Source organism: Arthrobacter zhaoxinii, from assembly GCF_025244925.1.
GTDB classification, from domain to species: Bacteria; Actinomycetota; Actinomycetes; order Actinomycetales; family Micrococcaceae; genus Arthrobacter_B; species Arthrobacter_B zhaoxinii.
This window is the reverse complement of the sequence record NZ_CP104275.1, coordinates 947,624-965,393: the sequence shown is the minus strand read 5'-3', so window position 1 is coordinate 965,393 and position 17,770 is coordinate 947,624. Positions and strand designations below refer to the sequence as shown.

The window sequence follows — 17,770 nt, the reverse complement described above, 5'->3', positions numbered from 1 at the left end:
CAGCGGGCAGAAAACCGGGTGCAGCGGAAAGCAAAAACCCGGTGAAGCCGCAGCGTCACCGGGTTTCCTGCTGCGGGCCGAGTTAGCCGGCGAAGGGGTCGGCGATGCCGATGTACTGGGTGTACAGGTATTCCTCGATGCCTTCGGCGCCGCCCTCGCGACCCAGCCCGGACTGTTTGACTCCGCCGAACGGTGCGGCGGCGTTCGAAACCACTCCTGCGTTGAGTCCCAGCATGCCGGATTCGAGCTTTTCACCGATCCGCAGTCCGCGGTTCAGGTCCTTCGTGAACACGTAGGAGACCAATCCGTATTCGGTGTTGTTGGCCAGGGCCACTGCTTCATCTTCCGCGGAGAAGGTCACGATCGGTGCCACCGGCCCGAAGATCTCCTCCTTCAGGATCCGTGCGTCCGCGGCAACGTTCTTCAGGACGGTGGGCCGGTAGAAGTAGCCGGGTCCGTCCACCGGTTCCCCGCCCACCAGGGCCACGGCGCCGCCGTCGACCGCCTCGCTGACCAGGGCGTGCACCTTGTCCCGGGACTTGCCGTCAATCAGCGGGCCGACCTTGGTGTCCTCCTCGGTGCCGCGTCCGGTGGTCATGGCACCGACGCGGGCCGCGAACTTCTCGGCGAATTCGTCCGCGACCGTGTCCTGGACGATGAAGCGGTTGGCTGCGGTGCAGGCCTCGCCCATGTTCCGCAGCTTCGCGGCCATGGCACCGTCCACGGCCTTCTCCAGGTCTGCATCCTCGAAAACAATGAAGGGCGCGTTGCCGCCGAGCTCCATGGAGGTACGCAGGACATTTTCGGCAGCGTCCCGGATCAGGCCCTGGCCCACCGGGGTGGATCCGGTGAAGGAGACCTTCCGCAGCCGGGAATCCTTGAGGATGGGGCCGGTGACGTCACCGGCAGAGGTAGTGGACACCACGTTGAGCACCCCGGCCGGCAGTCCGGCTTCCATCATGACGGCGGCGAACAGCTGGGACGTCAGGGGGGTGAGCTTGGCGGGCTTGAGCACCATGGTGCAGCCGGCGGCCACGGCAGGGGCAATCTTGCGGGTAGCCATGGCCAGCGGGAAGTTCCACGGAGTGATCAGCAGGCAGGGTCCCACCGGCTTCTTGTTCACCAGCAGGCGCGACTTGCCGTCCGGGGAGGTGCTGTAACGGCCGGAGATGCGGACGGCTTCCTCGGAGAACCAGCGCAGGAACTCGGCACCGTAGGCCACCTCGCCGCGGGCCTCGGCCAGCGGCTTGCCCATTTCCAGGGTCATCAGCAGGGCGAAGTCCTCGGTGCGTTCCGTCACGAGCTCAAAGGCGCGGCGCAGGATTTCCCCGCGTTCCCGGGGCACCGTCCGGGCCCAGTCCTCCTGTGCGGCCACGGCCGCGTCCATGGCGAGCGCACCGTCCTCGGTGGAGGCATCGGCGATGCTGAGCAGGATCTTGCCGGTGGCCGGATCTTCGACGTCGAACGTGCGTCCGCCGGAGGCGTCCCGCCACTGGCCGTCAATCAACAGACCGGTGGGGACCTGGGCCAGGAGTTCGGCTTCACGGTCTGCGGGAATACCCATGGGAAATGCCTCCAAAGTTCAGCGGATCCAACACGGGCGTCGTACCCGCGGTTTCCCTTTCACCGTAGGCTTCGGGAGCAGTCCCTGTAAATGCGGTCGTGCACTGCCGTCAACGGAAAACACTGTGCATCTGCCCAGCACCGACGGAGGCGGTCCCGGGCGGTGCAGCTCAGCTGCGCGTTTCCAGCACCGCCGAATACAGTTCACGCTTGCTGATCCTGGCGTCCTCGGCAACCGCGGCCACGGCGTCCTTGAGCCGGATGCCCTTCTCCACCAGGGAATTGACGGCCCCCACGTGGTCTGCAGCCTGTTCCGGCGCTGCGTCCGGTGCACCTTCGACCACCACGGCGATTTCACCGCGTACGTCGCCGGCTTCGGCCCACTCCAGCAGTTCACGCAGCGGGCCGCGCAGTACCTGTTCATGCAGCTTGGTGAGCTCGCGGGCGACGGCGGCGCGCCGGCCCGGGCCGAAGGCCTCGTCGAGGGCCCGCAGCATGGGTTCAAGGCGGTGCGGGGCTTCGAAGAACACCATGGTCCGCTGCTCGTTGGCCAGCTTTGCCAGCCGGCTGCTGCGCTCGCCCGGCTTCCGCGGCAGGAACCCCTCAAAGCAGAACCGGTCCGTCGGCAGGCCGGACAGGGCCAGCGCGGTCAGCACCGCGGACGGTCCGGGGGCTGCGGTCACCGTCAGCCCTTCCGCGGCCGCAGCCTCCACCAGGCGGAAACCCGGATCGGACACGGCCGGCATGCCGGCGTCGGTCACCATCAGCAGGGTGGCGCCGCCGCGGACCATCTCCAGCAGATCCGCGGTGCGGGAGGCCTCGTTATGTTCGTGGTAGCTGATGATCCGGCCCCGCGTGGTGATACCGAGGGCGCTGACCAGCCGGTGCAGCCGCCGGGTGTCCTCCGCGGCAATGATGTCGGCGCTTTCCAGCAGCCCGATCAGCCGGTTGGTCGCATCCCCGATGTTGCCGATGGGGGTTGCCGCCAGGACAATCTGCCCGGGCCCTGCGGCGTCCTTGTCTGCGATGCCTGCCATGGTGCCTGTCTTACTGCTTGTTACCTTGCTCGAGTCCACCCTCTAACCCTACGCGACAGGCTATAGAGTGGTGCGCGTGAGTCTCTCCGGTACCTCGACGACCCGCCGCGAGGCACCGGCCCCGGTCAAGTCCCCCCAGCATGCCTACACCTTTGAAGCCCTGCGCGAGCGCCTGCTGGGCAGCACCCTGGTCCCGCTGGGAGCGGCGGGCTGGATCCTGCCGCTGGTGATGGCCGTGCTGGGCGGGGTGCTGCGTTTCACCCGGCTGGGTGAACCGGAGTCCCTGATATTTGATGAGACCTACTACGTCAAGGACGCCTACTCCCTGCTGCAGTCGGGCTATGAACGGTCCTGGCCCGAGGACGCCAACGAGTCCTTCGCTGCCGGCCGGCCCCAGGTGCTGCTGAATGAACCCGAGTACGTAGTGCACCCGCCCGTGGGGAAATGGATGATCGCCCTGGGCATGGCCTTCTTCGGCTCGGACAATTCCTTCGGCTGGCGCTTCGGCGCTGCACTGACCGGCTCCGTCACGGTCCTGCTGCTGGGGCTCATCGCCGCCCGGCTGTTCTCCTCCGCAGCTCTTGGCGGCCTTGCCGGGTTGTTCCTGGCCGTGGACGGGCACCATCTGGTCCACTCCCGCACGTCCCTGCTGGATGTCTTCATGACGTTCTGGATTGTGGCCGCCTTCGGCGCCCTCCTCCTGGACCGCAGGGACGGCCGGCTGCGGCTCGCACGTGCGCTCGCCCGCGCCGCAGGCTCCGGGGGGCTGATCTCCCCCGGCAGCGGACCGCTCCTGTACGGGCCGTGGCTGCTCTGGCGTCCGTGGCGGATCGCAGCGGGCGTCTGCCTCGGCCTGGCCGTGGGTACCAAGTGGTCCGCGCTGGCCTTCGTCGCCGTCTTCGGCCTGATGACGGTCCTCTGGGACGTCAGCGCCAGACGGGTTGCCGGCGTCGTCCGGTGGGAAGCCGCCCTCCTCCGGGACGGCGTTCCGGCGTTCCTGACCCTCATTCCCGCGGCGCTGATCACCTATACGGCCAGCTGGAGCGGGTGGCTGCTGTCCCAGGACGCGTACAACCGGCAGTGGGCGGCGCAGAATCCGGACGAAGGATGGGGCTGGGTGCCGGCCCCGCTGCGTTCCCTGGCCGAATACCACCGCAGCGCGTATGCGTTCCACAACGGCCTGACGGCGGAGCACAGCTATTCGTCCTCCGCGTGGACCTGGCTGTTTATGGGCCGGCCCACCTCGTTCTTCTATGAGGGCGCCGAAAAGGGCGAGAACGGCTGCGCAGCAGACAGCTGTTCAACGGCGATTACCTCGGTAGGCAATCCCCTCATCTGGTGGGCGGCGGCCCTCGCGCTGCTGGTGGTGCTGTTTTACTGGGCGGGCCGGCGGGACTGGCGTGCCGGTGCCGTGCTGTCCGGAGTGGCTGCCGGTTACCTGCCCTGGTTCGCCTATCCTGAACGGACCACCTTCTTCTTCTATGCGGTGTCCTTCGAACCGTTCCTCGTTCTCGCCCTGGTGTATGTCCTTGGCCTGGTCCTGGGCCGGCCCACGGACAGCCTGCAGCGGCGGCGCACCGGGCTGTTGATCGTCTGCTGCTTCGCTGCCGGGGTCCTGGCACTCTCCGCATACTTCCTGCCGGTCTGGACGGCGGAAACCATCCCGTATTCTGACTGGCGGCTGCGTATGTGGATGCCCAGCTGGATTTAGTCTCAATACCCATGTGCCCAGTGCACAGAAAGAGAGGAATAAGTGCGCGAGTCCGCCACTGACCTCCTGGTTAGCCTTCCCGAAGATTCGAATGTTACGGATCTTCTGCTCCAGATGCATCGAAAAGATCCCTCCCGCGTCCTGTACGCAGTCAAGAACGGCAGCAGTTGGGAAGACATCACTGCCGCTCGGTTCCTTGGAGAAGTCACCCGGCTGGCCAAGGGCCTGATCGGTTCCGGGGTCCGCCCGGGAGACAGCGTCGCCGTGATGTCCCGGACCTCCTACGAATGGACCGTGGCGGACATGGCCAACTGGTTCGCCGGCGCCGTCACCATCCCGATCTACGAAACCTCCTCACCGTCCCAGGTCGAGTGGATCCTCAAGGATTCCGGTGCCCGTTCCGTGTTCGTGGAGGACGAACGCAAAGCTGCCGTCGTGCTGGCGGCCGCATCCGCCCTCGACGGGGAGTTTTCGCTCTGGATGATGAACGACGGCGACGGCGCCGACACGTTCACCGCCCTCGCCGCCGCCGGAAGCAGTGTCAGCGACGACACGCTGGAGGCAGCCCGCAGCACCGCAAACCTCAGTGACACCGCCTCCATGGTCTACACCTCCGGCACCACCGGACGGCCCAAGGGCTGCGAGATCACGCACGGCAACTTCGCCCTCTTCGGCGTCAATATCCGCGAAGTGCTGCCCGAGATGCTCAAGGCGCCGAACCCCACCACGCTGATGTTCCTGCCGCTGGCACATGTGCTCGCCCGCGCCGTCCAGGTCGGCTGCCTGCACGCCGGCGTCAAGGTTGGCCATTCACGCAGCGCCTCCGACCTGATGGCGGACCTCAAGACCTTCTCTCCCACCTTCCTGCTGGCGGTGCCGCGGATCTTCGAGAAGATCTACAGCGGCGCCCAGGCGCAGGCCGAGGCCGCTGGAAAGGGCAAGGCGTTTACTGCCGCCGCCGAGGTGGCCGTTGCCTACTCGGTGGCACAGGACTCGGCGGCCCGCGGCGGCCGCGGCCCGTCGGTGGCGCTGGCACTCAAGCACAAGCTCTTCGAACAGCTCTTCTACCCGAAGGTACGCGCGGTCCTCGGCGGAAACGCCGCCTTCGCCATCTCCGGCGCCAGCGCACTGAGCCCGATGCTCGCGCACTTCTTCCGCGGCTGCGGCGTTACGGTCCTGGAGGGCTACGGCCTGACCGAAACCACCGCCCCGGCGAGCGTCAACCAGGTTTCCCGCACACGGGTGGGCTCGGTGGGCCTGCCCATGCCGGGCACCACCATCCGGATTGCCGACGACGGCGAGGTCCTGGTCCGCGGAGCCGTGGTCTTCAAGGGCTACCACCGCAATCCCGAAGCAACCGCGGACGCCTTCGAGGGCGAGTGGTTCAAGACCGGCGACGTAGGTGTCCTCGATGATGACGGTTTCCTGCGGATCACCGGCCGCAAGAAGGATCTCCTGGTGACAGCCGGCGGCAAGAACGTGGCTCCCGGCCCTCTGGAGGAAAAGATCCGCGAGAACCGGCTCGTCTCGCAGGCCATTGTGGTGGGTGAAGGGCGGCCGTTCATTTCCGCCCTGATCACCCTGGATGATGAGGCCCTTGCTGCGTGGAGCCGGGAGAACGGCGCCCCGGACGGGGTCCCCGCCGATGATCCCCGGGTGCAGCAGCTGCTGCAGGAATCCGTGGACGCCGCCAACGCCACGGTGTCCCGGGCCGAGCAGATTCGCAGGTTCAGCGTGCTGCCCAAGGACTTCACCCTGGAATCCGGGCACCTTACCGCCACCCTGAAACTGCGCCGCAATGCAGTGATTGCGGACTACTCCGACGTGGTCGACAAGCTTTACGCGAAGTAGTCCCCGGACGCAAAAATCCCCCGTACCGATTCCGGTACGGGGGATTTTTGCGTCTCTGACCTGCGGTCGGGGCCTAGAGTGCCTCGAGGGACTCTGCGTAACGGCGGCGGGCATCTTCCCGCGCCTGCCGCACGCGTTCCCGGCGCGCCCGGGTGGGCCAGCAGCAGACGAGCACGACGGCGCAGGTCAGCAGCACCAGCGCAGCGATGGTGATCCCGGCATCCATCCAGAACTGGGCCGGGAAGAGCCGGATCAGTGTGTCGTCCAGGCGGAAGGTCCAGTTGCCGTTGGCGAAGAAGATCGTGTGCACCTGGGTGAAGAACTGCTCCCAGCCCAGGACTGCGAGGACCACCAGGGCAGCCACCAGCACCAGCGTGAGCACGGCACCGGAGAACAGGGAACGGCGGATGCCGCCCGGGCTGCGGCGGGCCAGATACAGTGCGGCGAAAAGGCTCAGGACTGCCATCACGGTGGCAGCGACGAAGGCTACTGTCAGCACCGTCTTGACGTCTGCCATGTGGCTGACCTCGCTGTCCAGGTACAGAGGTTCCCCGCCGTCTCCGACCAGATCCCCCAGATAGCGCGAGCCGCTCCAGTTCAGCAGGTAGTCCATGGCATAGGAGCCGTAGGTCATCCGGTCATCAGTGGAAAAGCCGTAACTGTCTGCCGGGAATCCGGGACGGTGGTACTCGGCCCAGAGGAACAACGGCGTCGCGACGGCGCGGATGGCCGCGGCCAGCACCATCACCGGGAAGAACACGGCAATCATGACCTGGAGGACACGCGCCAGGACGGGTTTTCCGGCCGCGGCCTTTTCCCGTTCCCGGGCACGCCGCTCAGCTTCGGCCGACGACAGTGCCGGGTCGGCGTCGGAATCCATGTCGTTCCCGGTGCCCTCGGCGTCGGCGGCGGCGTCATGCTCGCTCCTGCTGGAGCCGCTGACGACCGGCGTGACGGCGGTGCGGGTGGACTCGGCGGGCTCAGACGCCGCCGAAGGGTCGTCGTCGTGGGCGGTGCGGACTGTTTCCGTGTCCCCGTCCTGCGGCGCGTCGGAATCCGCATCGGAGTCCGTCTCGGATTCGTTCCGGCCGGCTTCATGGGCTCCGGCAGGAACCGCATGCGGCCGTTCTGCGGCGGACGCGTCCGCGGGGGAAGCACTGACGGCGGTGGCCGCGGGCGCCTCGGCCGGCACGCGACGGTCTGCGGTCCCGGCGTCGTTGCCGCCGTCCTCCGCGTTGTCACCGTCCTCCGCGTTGACGCGGTCCTCCGCGTTAACACGGTCCTCGGCGTTGTCACGGTCCTCCGCGGCGGAGGCATAGCCGCTCAGGTCGGGCATGGTGCTGGCAGGGCGCATGGGCAGCTGGCTGCGCTGGGCGACCGACGGGTGTCCGCCCGGGACGGTTCCGGCTGCGCCGGCAGTAGCATCGGTGCCAAGGTGTTCGGACGTGGATTCGGGCAGGGCCGGAGACGCGGGGTCCGCGGGGTGGTCCTCCGGGTTGCTGTCTTCGGCGGGCTCTTCCACGGCTTCGGGAGCGTCGCCCGCTTCGTCCGCTGCTGCCTCCGCTTCGGTCCGGCCGGGACCGGTGGAGCCGTTGAATTCGGCGTCCCAGTCCGCGTGCTCGTCCGGTCCTGCCGGTTCCGGTGAGCCGGCCGCGGAGGAGCCGTGTGCGGCGGGGGCACCTTCCGGCGTCGGCGCTGAAGCCTCGGTCCCGTTGGGCGGTTCCCCTCCGGCCGTCGATCGATGCGTGGGGGTTTCGTCCTGGCTAGCCACTGCTTCCTCTTTCACTTCCCTTTACTGCTCTGAGCTGGTCTTACATTCGACCCTACCGGGACAGCACCGGGTCGGGTGTACGCCACCCCGCGCAGCCGGGCTACGCAGTACGCAGCTCCACCCCGGCGTCGCGCGCCGACAGGTCACCGCGGTGCCCTGCGAGGTAGGCCCTGCGGCCGAGGATCAGCGTGTAGGCCCAGTACGCCGCCAACACGGCGAACCCGATGCCCAGCCGGAGCCAGGCCGGCAGCGGGCTGGGCGTGACGAAGCCCTCGACCAGCCCCGAAATGAACAGGACAACGACCAGGCCAAGGCCGACCGTCATGAGCGAGCGTCCCTCCTGCGCTACGGAGGTCATCCGGGTACGCCGTCCGGGTGCAATGAACGCCCAGAAAATCCGCAGCCCCGCCGCGGCGGCAATGAAAATGGATGTCAGCTCCATAAACCCGTGCGGCAGGATGTAGATGAAGAAAACGTCAAGGCGGTCGTGTGCTGCCATCATCCCGGCGGTTATGCCCAGATTCACGGCGTTCTGGTAAAGCATCCACGGCACCCACACCCCGGTGATCCCGAAGACGACCGCCTGTACGGCAATCCAGGCGTTGTTGGTCCAGACCATGCCGGAGAACGAGGCAGCGGGGTTTTCGGAGTAGTAGTTGACGAAGTCTTCTTCCACGTAGCGGCGAACCTCTTCATCGGAGCCTGCCGCGGCCAGCACACCCGGCGTATTGACCGCCCAGAAGCCGGTCAGCCACACCACCAGGATGAACGCGGCACCCACCGCCGCGGTGAGCCACCGTACGCGGTAGAAGGCGGCGGGCAGGGAATAGACAAAGAAGTTGGCCAGGTCCTCCATGAAGTTGGACCGGCTGCCGGTGAGCCGGGTCCGGGCCCGGGACAGGCGCATCGAAAGGGAAGCGGAGACTGTCCCCTCGGGAGCCACGGACCGCACGATGGAAAGATGGGTGGAGGCGCGTTGATAGAGCCGGAGCAGTTCGTCCGCTTCCGGGCCGTCGAGACGGCGGCGGGCAACCAGCTCGTCGAGGCGTTTCCAGTCATCGCTGTGCACGGCAGTGAAGGCATCGAGGTCCACGGTTACACCCTAACGGGTCGGTACAGTGGTGCCCATCACCTCGGAAGGACGTAAATGAGCAGCATTGTTACCGGCGAAGCAGTGGTCCTGGAACTCCGTCCGGCCGGCTTCGCCGCACGGATGGTCAGCGCCCTCATAGATGTCGTTGTCCAGGTCCTCGTGTTTGTCGGCCTGTTGCTGCTGGTCGCGAGGGCCGTTGAGGCGTCGGATCCTGCCCTGGCCCAGGCACTGTCGCTGAGCCTGGTGGTGCTGATGTTTGTGGTGGTCCCGGCCGCGGTGGAAACGCTGACGCGCGGAAAGTCACTGGGCCGCCTGGCCATGGGGCTGCGGATAGTCCGGGACGACGGCGGTTCGGTGCGGTTCCGGCACGCCATCATCCGGTCATTCACCGCGGTTCTCGAAATCTACATGCTGGCCGGTTCGCTGGCCTTTATGGTGGCTCTGTTCAACAGCAAGTCCAAACGCCTCGGTGACCTCCTGGCGGGCACCTATGCCCTCCGGGACCGCGTGGTTGCACCCCTGCCGCAGCTGGTGGAGGCACCGCCCGAGCTTGCCGGCTGGGCGGACCTCGCGGACATGGGGCGCCTGCCGGACGGGCTGGCCCGCCGCATCTCCCGCTTCCTGGCACAGAGTGACCGGATGACCGGTTCGGCGAGGACGGTGCTTGCCGCCGAACTTGCAGGGGAAACCACTGCCCATGTATCCCCGCAGCCGCCGCCCGGCACGCACCCGGAGGCCTACCTCCGGGCCGTCGTCGCCGAACGCCGGGACCGCGACTATGTCCGGCTGGACCGCCAGCGGCAGCAGTCCGGGGAGCTGGGCGAGCGGCTGCACCGCATGCCGTTCAGCGACTAGGCAGCGGACCTGCCGGATCCATTCAGTACCGATAATGCTCCGGCTTGAAGGGCCCGGCAACGTCGACGCCGAGGTAGTCCGCCTGGGCCTTGGTCAGCTCGGTCAGTTCGACGCCGAGGGCCGCCAGATGCAGGCGCGCCACCTTCTCATCGAGCACCTTGGGCAGCACATACACCTGGTTCGCGTATTCCGGGCTGCCGTCCGCCTTGGCCTGGCCATGCTTGGTAAAGAGTTCAATCTGCGCGATGGTCTGGTTCGCGAAGGAATTGCTCATCACGAAGGACGGGTGCCCGGTGGCGTTGCCCAGGTTCAGCAGGCGTCCTTCGGAGAGCACAATGATGCTGCGCTGTGCGTCGGTGCCTTCATCGAACACCCATTCATGCACCTGCGGCTTGATCTCGACCTTCCGGATACCGGGAACCCGGGCCAGTCCGGCCATGTCGATCTCGTTGTCGAAGTGCCCGACGTTGCCAACGATCGCCTGGTGCTTCATCGCGGCCATGTGCCGGGCCATGATGATGTCCTTGTTGCCGGTGGTGGTGATGAAGATGTCGCCCTGCTGCACCACGGATTCCAGCTTCGCCACCTGGTAGCCGTCCATCGCTGCCTGGAGCGCGCAGATCGGGTCGATTTCCGTCACGATCACCCGGGCGCCCTGCCCCCGGAGTGCTTCCGCGGCGCCCTTGCCGACGTCGCCGTAGCCGCAGACCACGGCCACCTTGCCGCCGATCAGGGTGTCGGTGGCCCGGTTCAGGCCGTCCGGAAGGGAATGGCGGATGCCGTACTTGTTGTCGAACTTGGATTTGGTGACGGAATCATTGACGTTGATGGCGGGGAAAAGCAGCCTGCCTTCGGCTGCCAGCTGGTACAGGCGCAGGACGCCGGTGGTGGTTTCCTCCGTGACGCCGCGGATGCCTGCGGCTATTGCGCTCCACTTCCCGGGATGTTCGGCCAGGCTGCGGCGGAGGCGGTCGAGGATGACGGTGAACTCGTAGGAGTAGTCCTCGTCGTCGTCCTGCGGGTTTTCCGGAACAAACCCGGCGGCTTCGAATTCCACGCCTTTGTGCAGCAGCAGGGTGGCGTCGCCGCCGTCGTCCAGGATCATGTTCGGGCCGCCGGAGCCCTCGGGCCAGGTCAGGATCTGCTCGGCGGTCCACCAGTAATCCTCGAGCGACTCGTTCTTCCAGGCGAAAACGGGGACACCGGCAGGCTCGTCCACGGTTCCGCTGCCCACGACCACCGCTGCGGCGGCCTCGTCCTGGGTGGAGAAGATGTTGCAGGACGCCCAGCGGACTTCCGCGCCCAGAGCCGTCAGCGTCTCGATCAGCACGGCCGTCTGCACGGTCATGTGCAGGGATCCGGCGATCCGCGCGCCGGCGAGCGGCCGGCTTGGCCCGTACTCGCGCCTCAGCGCCATCAATCCGGGCATTTCGTGTTCAGCCAGGCGGATCTGGTGACGGCCGGCTTCGGCGAGGGAAAGGTCGGCTACTTTGAAGTCAATGCTCACGCTGGAATCCTCACGGGTTCGCGGCGGGACCGGGCTGGGTTTAGCCCACCTGCCGAGGTTCGGCGGCCTTCAGCAGAACCGGAATTCCTTCCTCCAGGCGGTACCGGACCGGCGTTCCGTCCGGGCCGGGAACGGACGACACGAGATCGTCACCGTCCTCGACGAGGGCGGATCCGGTGACGGGGCAACGCAGGACGGCGAGGAGTCCGGCTGTCAGTCTGGCCATTGATACAGCACTTCCTTGAAAATCGGGTGCCGCGGTGAGCGGCACATCACAGCCAAGCCTAACGCCTGGACACCGCCCGGGGAGGGCTGCTTAGTTCTGCTCGCGCAGGACTTTAAGGTGTGCCTTGCGGGTCCCGGGGGTTTCAGCCGGCCGCTCCAGGGCATGTTTGCTGTTGCGCTGAGGCTCCGGGCCGTCCTCGTCCGGTGCCTTCGCGGCCTGTTCGCGCACTGCATCCACCAGGGCGGAGAGCTCGTCGCGGCCCGGTGTCCGGGGCCGGCCTTCAAGGTTCAGGCGGACCAGCTCCCATCCCAGCGGTGCAGTGAGCCGGGCGGAGTGCTCCGCGCACAAGTCGTAGCAGTGCGGCTCGGCATAGGTAGCCAACGGGCCCAACACCGCGGTGGAATCGGAATATACATAGGTCAGCGTAGCGACCGCCGGATGGCGGCAGGCTGACCGGGAGCACTGGCGTAAGGATTCCACGGAGATTCACTTTACCCGTTTGTCTGCAGGCTCCCGTGCAGGCGCGCCGGAACCGCTGCCGGCGTGCGCGCGGCTGCTCCGCCGCCAGTGGTTGGAAAAGCCGCCGACGGTTGGAAAAAGGGGTCCCCGGAGCCGGGGCCAGCGGTTAGAGTTCTTACATGTCTCAGGGATCCTCGTTCCGGGTGCGCCTCGACGATGAATCGAGTGCCGCAGCCGCCTCCTCCCCCGGTGTGCCGGCCCGGTCCTTCCGGCAGCGCCGGCGCAACCGGCACGGCCGCGGCCTGCGCGGGGACGTCATCCCGCCGCACCTGGCCGGTGCCCGCACGCGCGCCGAACGGTTCGACGAGTGGGTCCTCGAATCCGCCCAGCGGCTGGAACGGCTCTGGGGCGAGAGGATCCAGACCTACCAGTTTGTGGTGGAGGAGATTCCTCCGGGGCTCGAGGAGTTGGCCCGCTCCGGGGGGCCCATTCCACTGGGCGCCGGCACGGCGTCCGTTCCGAACCGGCCGGCTGTCATCACCATCTACCGGCACGCTGTCGAAACCGCTGCCCGCGGACTGGTGCCCGTCAGTGAACTGGTGCACGACGTCATCGTGGAGCAGCTGGCCGTGCTGATGGGCATGGATCCGGAAACCGTGGATCCCGCCTACGGCCGGTTCCGGCCGCTGTAGGGGCTAGTAGCCCACACCCACCTGCACGCGGCTGCCGCCCACGGTGCCTCGAGGCAGGACCATAACGCTGATCCCGTTGTCTCCCGCGGTGATGACCTGCGCCCCGTGGACCGGGGATCCGGTGGCACTGACCAGGACCGCGGCAGCGGAACCGCCCAGGTCGCCCGGCCGGACGGCAGTGGTGGTGCCGGCGACCAGCGGCACTGTCTTCTCCGCCAGGAGGGCGCCGTCGGCCGACACTGCGGCGAGGCGCACCTCGGCGGGCCCGCCCGGCGCCGTAAAGGACAACGTGGTGTCTGCCGACGGCAGTACCGCGAGGTGCTCGCTGCCCAGCCGTTCGCCCGCAGGGGCGACGGCGAGGTCGGTCCCGGCCTTGGCGTCGGAGCCGCGGCTGAACACCGCTGCGGCGGCGACGGCGACGTCGGCTGAAATATCCAGCGTGTAGGTACCTTCCGGCAGCGTATCCAGCGGCAGGCGGGTCACCGTTCCCGCCGCCGCGTTGTAGCTTCCCCCGCCTTCCAGGACGGCTTCGCCCTTGCTGCCGAAGACACGGACATTCACCACGGCGTCAGTGGCTCCCGGAACGGCTATCTGCAGCGACGGGGTGACCGAGGCATACCCTTCCTTCTTCGCCAGCGTGCGCGTTGCCTCCGGGTCCTGGATGCTGACCCCGCTGACAACCTGGGCCGGGCCCGGCGCTGCGGTGGGCTGGATCAGTTCCACGCCGCCGGGCGTCAGCCCGCGCAGCTGGTTCTGCGAAATCACTGCTGCCACCGGCCCGCCGGAACTGCGCACCCGCACGGCCAGGGATTCCTGGTTGGCTGCCAGGCCGGCCAGGACCACGGATCTGGTTTCACCCGGCGCCACGGCGATGCCCCTGCTGCCCGGGCCTTCCACGGGGCCGGACGCGCCGTAAAGTTCCAGGTCGACGTCGGCCGCGGTCTGTGACGGGTTGGTCAACTGCAGCACCGCTGTGGCACCGACATTGGTGCGGGCTCCGACCAGCCACAGGTCATTGGCCGGCGCCTGGCAGTTGGCCGCGGTTACGCCGGCCAGGTCGCCGTCAGCAGCGGTATAGGTCATGGCGGCACCGGCGGTGACCTGCAGGTCACCGGCAGGCTCCGCGCTCAGGAGCGACGCCGCGGACACCGGCTGGTCGCGCACGACGCCGGCGGTCCGGGCCCCGGCGAGCGGCACGTCCGTACCGCCGCCGACGGCCTTCAGGACGGAACCGTCCGTGACGGACGACAGTTCGGCAGGCGGAGGCGTGTTTCCCGCAGTGGCCAGGACGACGGCGCTCACAACGGACTTGGCCGAGGTTGACTCGGCGCTGAACTCGGCGTCGGTGCCGGCCACGTTTCCGGAGAGCAGGCGCGGCGGCTGCGGGCAGACACCGGTCAGCGGCCCGGCGGGCACCTCTGCGTAGGGGACGTCGACGGCGCCGCCGGACGTTCCGGTGCCCACGATCGTGGTGCCCGCCACCAGGGCTCCTGTGCTCGCCAGGAGCAGGATGCCCCCGGCCCAGCGCCCGGCGGTCCGTACCCCGCCGGTTTTCGCCCGGCGGGCTGCGGCCGTGCCGGCAGGAGCAGTCGCCGGCTCGGACCCGTGCTGCGCCTCCCCCGGTTCGCTGCCCGTTGTTTTCCTGCTCATGGCTGGCTTCCTTCCGGTGACCGGGTTGCCCCGCGCGGGCCTGCACCGGAGGGTACGGGCAAGTGCTTCTGCGCCGGCGCCATATGCTCCGCGGATCGGGGCGCCGGGCCGGCAGCGGGCTGCGGTTCGGTAACCGGCACCTGTGGTTCGGGCGATTCCCGCTTGCCGGGGAGACGTACGGTGCGGCCGTTCGGCGTCGGCAGTGCCAGCAGCAGTGTCAGGCCAAACACCAGGATCTGCAGGGCCTCAATCCAGGGCGAGGCAGGACTGACGTAGTCCACGTGCAGCTCTCCGCCTTCAGCGGGAAGCTCGAAGGCCTGCGCCCACTCCTCGTCGGCAGCGGTCAGCGGCCGGCCGTCCAGGGTGGCCTGCCACCCTGCATCGGCACGTTCGGCCAGGACAAGCCGCCGCCCTTCGGCACCGGCCGGAATGGAAGTGCCGACGCCTTCGATGCGGGACGGGACCGCGGCGGCAGTGCTGCCGTCCGCATTGACGATGCGGACCCTGGCACCAACCCCGGACGGAGTTTCCGTCCCGGCGGCACTCAACGGTCCGCTTACGCGCCAAAGCCACCCGGAACCGGTCTGCCCGACTGCGGACAGCCCGGGGACGGAATCCATCCGTCCGGCCAGCAGCTCAGCGGCCGTGTCCGACTCCTGAAGCACCACGAAGGCGACACCAAGGCGGGCAAGATCCGGCCGCGGATCCACTCCTGTGCCGGCCGTTATGACGGCAACCGCGCGGCGGAGGTCTGCGGTCGCCTGGTCGTCGGCGGCCAGGCGTTCAGCGCCGGGTGCGCCCTGGACGCTGCGGGCGGCGTAAATGGTGGACAGCTGTTCAAGCGTTGTTCCGCCGCCCCGCATGAGTGAGGCGGAGACCCTGCCCTCGGGGTCAACGCGGAGCACCAGGCTTCGTGACTGTGTCCCGTCGCTGCCGGCATCGGCTGCTGTTGCGGGCAGGCTGCGGTCCTCGACGGCCTGAACCGCGGAGTCGGTTCCGGGCAGGACGGCGGCAGCGGCGTCCCGTGCCTGCGTCCCGGGGAAACCGGTGCCCGTGAACTGCGGGACCACCCAGAGACCCAGGCTGGCGGCGGGACCTGCGGCCAGCACCGTGCCCAGAGCCACGGCCAGGAGACGGTTGCTGCGGACCGCCGCGCGGCGGCGCGTCCCGGAAAGGAGGTTGCCGGCGGCCGCCAGGGCCGGGCAGAGCAGCAGCAGCACGGTGGCGGAGACCAGCGGGCCGGTGAACGCGGTCACCACGGCATCCGGGGCTGCGGCGGTTCCCAGGTAGGAGGCGGCGGCGTTCAGGGCCAGGGCGGTCAGGATCAGCAGCCAGCTCAGCCGTGCCAGCGCGGCGGACCGCGGCCGGAACAGGGCAAGCGCGGCCAGGACTGCCACGGGAGCGCCGATGACCAGGGCCAGGACCAGGGGCCACGGACCGCTCGGAAGCAGTCCACCCAGGGTGCCGGACGGATCAAACGCCACCGGATAGCCGAGCAGCTGCTGCCAGGCTTCGGACCGGACAAACGCCAGCGGCATGCCGGGATCCGCCAAGACAGCACGGAGGTTCGGCGCCGCGGAGAGGACCTGCGGGAGCAGGAGGACGGCGGCGGGCAGCAGCGACCACCACAGGGTCTTCGCGCGGCGGCGCATCCCCGCGGTCAGGAGGATCACGGCGACGGCGGCCAGCACGAATACCAGCGGCGCGGCGGCGCTGACGGCGGCCAGGAGAAGCCCTGCGGTGGCTGCGGCAGCCCAGGACGCCGTTCCGGCAGACGGGGACGTGCGCCGGGGAGCACCCGCACCCACGGCGCGGGCCATGGCGAACACCGTCAGGGGAAGAAGGATATGGACCAGCAGGGCTCCGAGGCGCCCGCTGCCCAGGGCTACCTGGAATGCGGGAACGGCCGCCCAGAACATGGCGGCCCAGAAGCGCAGCCCGCGGTGTCCGGTGAAGGCACCGGCCGCAAACCATGCACTCAGCCCGGCCAGGGGCAGTGCCAGCAGCAGCAGGACCAGCACGGCGGCATTGCCGTTGCCGAATCCGGCAACAGCCAGCAGGGAGAGGACATAGTTGAAGGGATCGCCGTGGGCGGGCGCACCGGAGCCGAGCTGTGCCCACCAGCCGGTTGCCGCCGCCCAGATGTCCCCTATTCGCTGCCCCAGGGGCAGCAGCGCCCCGCCGGCAGCGGCGGAGGCGCCCAAGAGCCGGTGCAGGCCGGCGAGCGATAATGCTGTCAGCAGCAGGGCAGCGGCAAGGGCGCCAAGCCCCGCCGGGGCACGGCCCGGCCCTTCCAAAGCGGCGAAGTCATCGGTGGTGTCTCCGCTGGGAACGTCTTCGGCGCTGCCCGGTTCGGCTGCGTACGGAGACGCATCCCGTAAGGAGGTCCGCCGGTGCTCCCGGACCTCCCTGCTGCCGCTGCGCAGGGCATTGACCGCGCTGCGCGGGCGCCGTCTGCTCGCGGCGGCGCGCCGCCGGGAGCGGTACAGGTCCACCGGGCGCAGGACGGCGGCTGTGCTGGTGAGCAGCGAGGACACCGCATATCCGGGGTCCTTGGCCAGCATCCCGAGAAAGAAGCGGCCGATGCCACCCAGGACGGCACCCACTGCCAGGAACGGCACCTGCCATAAAGGGGCGTGCTTGAGCCGCAGGAAAATCTCCGCCCGTCGAGCGGCAGACGCGGAGGCGGCCGGGTTGGGACGGCTGCCCGCATGGCGCATGCGTGCTGCCGGAACCACCACCACCCGGTTTCCGGCCAGCCGGTTCCGCCAGCAGAGGTCGACGTCGTCTCCGCTTCCGGGCAGGGCGGGGTCGAAGCCGCCCAGCAGGTCCCAGGCGTCGCGGCGGACCAGCATGCCGGCGGAGTTCACGGCAAAGATGTCGCTGCGGGAGTCGTACTGGCCCTGATCCAGCTCATCGGCGTCGATCAGGGTGTGCCGTTCGGCCCATTTGTTGATGCTGACGCCTACGTCCACCAGGAGGCGGTCGTTAGTCCATTCCACCTGCTTGGCACCGGCAATGGTCACGGAGGGAGCCCGTTCAACAGCGAGGAGCAGCTCGTGCAGCGCATCGGGATCCGGAGCCGAATCATCGTGCAGCAGCCAGATCCATTCCTGTACGGTTCCTCCGCCGTCGCCCTCGCCGCCTTTGGGGGCATCACCGGTGCGCCTGCCGGCGGGGAGTTCGGCGAGACCGGCCTTCACTGCTGCACCGAATCCGCCTTTCGCGGGCGCGGCGATCACCGGGCTCCCCACCGGCAGGCCCAGCTGCAGCAGTGAGGCACTGGCATCAGTGGAACCGGCGTCTACGCCTATGTAGAAGTCCGCCGGCCGGGTCTGGGCTCTCAGCGCGGAGA

Annotated in this window: 13 protein-coding genes; 4 read left to right on the top strand and 9 right to left on the bottom strand. The window is 68.4% G+C overall.

Features of this window, described 5'->3' with window-relative positions; genetic code table 11:
- Positions 1-82: 82 nt before the first annotated feature.
- Together N2K95_RS04545 and rsmI are read right to left on the bottom strand one after the other, a co-directional pair.
- Positions 83-1,564: an NAD-dependent succinate-semialdehyde dehydrogenase gene (locus N2K95_RS04545; protein ID WP_260653111.1), complete on the bottom strand. Its 1,482-nt coding sequence runs from the start codon at positions 1,562-1,564 to the stop codon at positions 83-85.
- Between the two features lie 169 nt (positions 1,565-1,733).
- Complete coding sequence (rsmI, locus tag N2K95_RS04540; RefSeq protein ID WP_260653110.1) at positions 1,734-2,600, bottom strand: 16S rRNA (cytidine(1402)-2'-O)-methyltransferase; 867 nt, start codon at positions 2,598-2,600, stop codon at positions 1,734-1,736.
- A gap of 229 nt (positions 2,601-2,829) precedes the next feature.
- Here rsmI and N2K95_RS04535 point away from each other — a divergent pair, with 229 nt between their 5' ends.
- Positions 2,830-4,311 (top strand): dolichyl-phosphate-mannose--protein mannosyltransferase, encoded by a 1,482-nt coding sequence (locus N2K95_RS04535; RefSeq protein WP_260653723.1) that lies wholly within the window; start codon positions 2,830-2,832, stop codon positions 4,309-4,311.
- 42 nt (positions 4,312-4,353) lie between these two features.
- Positions 4,354-6,162 (top strand): AMP-dependent synthetase/ligase, encoded by a 1,809-nt coding sequence (locus N2K95_RS04530; protein ID WP_260653109.1) that lies wholly within the window; start codon positions 4,354-4,356, stop codon positions 6,160-6,162.
- A 73-nt stretch (positions 6,163-6,235) separates the two neighbouring features.
- Here the strand turns inward: N2K95_RS04530 and N2K95_RS16245 are convergent, their stop codons facing one another.
- Positions 6,236-7,933: a TIGR01906 family membrane protein gene (locus tag N2K95_RS16245; protein WP_313771179.1), complete on the bottom strand. Its 1,698-nt coding sequence runs from the start codon at positions 7,931-7,933 to the stop codon at positions 6,236-6,238.
- Positions 7,934-8,033: 100 nt separating this feature from the next.
- Positions 8,034-9,026: a stage II sporulation protein M gene (locus N2K95_RS04520; RefSeq protein WP_260653108.1), complete on the bottom strand. Its 993-nt coding sequence runs from the start codon at positions 9,024-9,026 to the stop codon at positions 8,034-8,036.
- 54 nt (positions 9,027-9,080) lie between these two features.
- Between N2K95_RS04520 and N2K95_RS04515 the strand changes: the two genes are divergently transcribed.
- Positions 9,081-9,881, top strand: coding sequence for an RDD family protein (locus N2K95_RS04515; protein ID WP_260653107.1), 801 nt, complete (start codon positions 9,081-9,083; stop codon positions 9,879-9,881).
- A gap of 22 nt (positions 9,882-9,903) precedes the next feature.
- Here the strand turns inward: N2K95_RS04515 and ahcY are convergent, their stop codons facing one another.
- From ahcY to N2K95_RS04500, 3 genes are all read right to left on the bottom strand, one after another.
- Complete coding sequence (ahcY, locus tag N2K95_RS04510) at positions 9,904-11,388, bottom strand: adenosylhomocysteinase (RefSeq protein ID WP_260653106.1); 1,485 nt, start codon at positions 11,386-11,388, stop codon at positions 9,904-9,906.
- A 40-nt stretch (positions 11,389-11,428) separates the two neighbouring features.
- Positions 11,429-11,614: a hypothetical protein gene (locus N2K95_RS04505; protein WP_260653105.1), complete on the bottom strand. Its 186-nt coding sequence runs from the start codon at positions 11,612-11,614 to the stop codon at positions 11,429-11,431.
- A gap of 90 nt (positions 11,615-11,704) precedes the next feature.
- Entirely contained in the window at positions 11,705-12,094 is a 390-nt protein-coding gene (locus N2K95_RS04500; protein ID WP_260653104.1) for a DUF3499 domain-containing protein, read from the bottom strand.
- 158 nt (positions 12,095-12,252) lie between these two features.
- Between N2K95_RS04500 and N2K95_RS04495 the strand changes: the two genes are divergently transcribed.
- Positions 12,253-12,765, top strand: coding sequence for a metallopeptidase family protein (locus N2K95_RS04495; protein ID WP_260653103.1), 513 nt, complete (start codon positions 12,253-12,255; stop codon positions 12,763-12,765).
- 3 nt (positions 12,766-12,768) lie between these two features.
- Here the strand turns inward: N2K95_RS04495 and N2K95_RS04490 are convergent, their stop codons facing one another.
- Together N2K95_RS04490 and N2K95_RS04485 are read right to left on the bottom strand one after the other, a co-directional pair.
- Positions 12,769-14,415 (bottom strand): DUF5719 family protein, encoded by a 1,647-nt coding sequence (locus tag N2K95_RS04490; protein ID WP_260653102.1) that lies wholly within the window; start codon positions 14,413-14,415, stop codon positions 12,769-12,771.
- The gene (locus tag N2K95_RS04485) at positions 14,412-17,762 is read right to left on the bottom strand and encodes a glycosyltransferase (RefSeq protein WP_407080138.1); all 3,351 of its coding nucleotides are present in this window, start codon (positions 17,760-17,762) and stop codon (positions 14,412-14,414) included. The genes N2K95_RS04490 and N2K95_RS04485 overlap by 4 nt, the downstream gene beginning before the upstream one ends.
- Between the last annotated feature and the right edge of the window lie 8 nt (positions 17,763-17,770).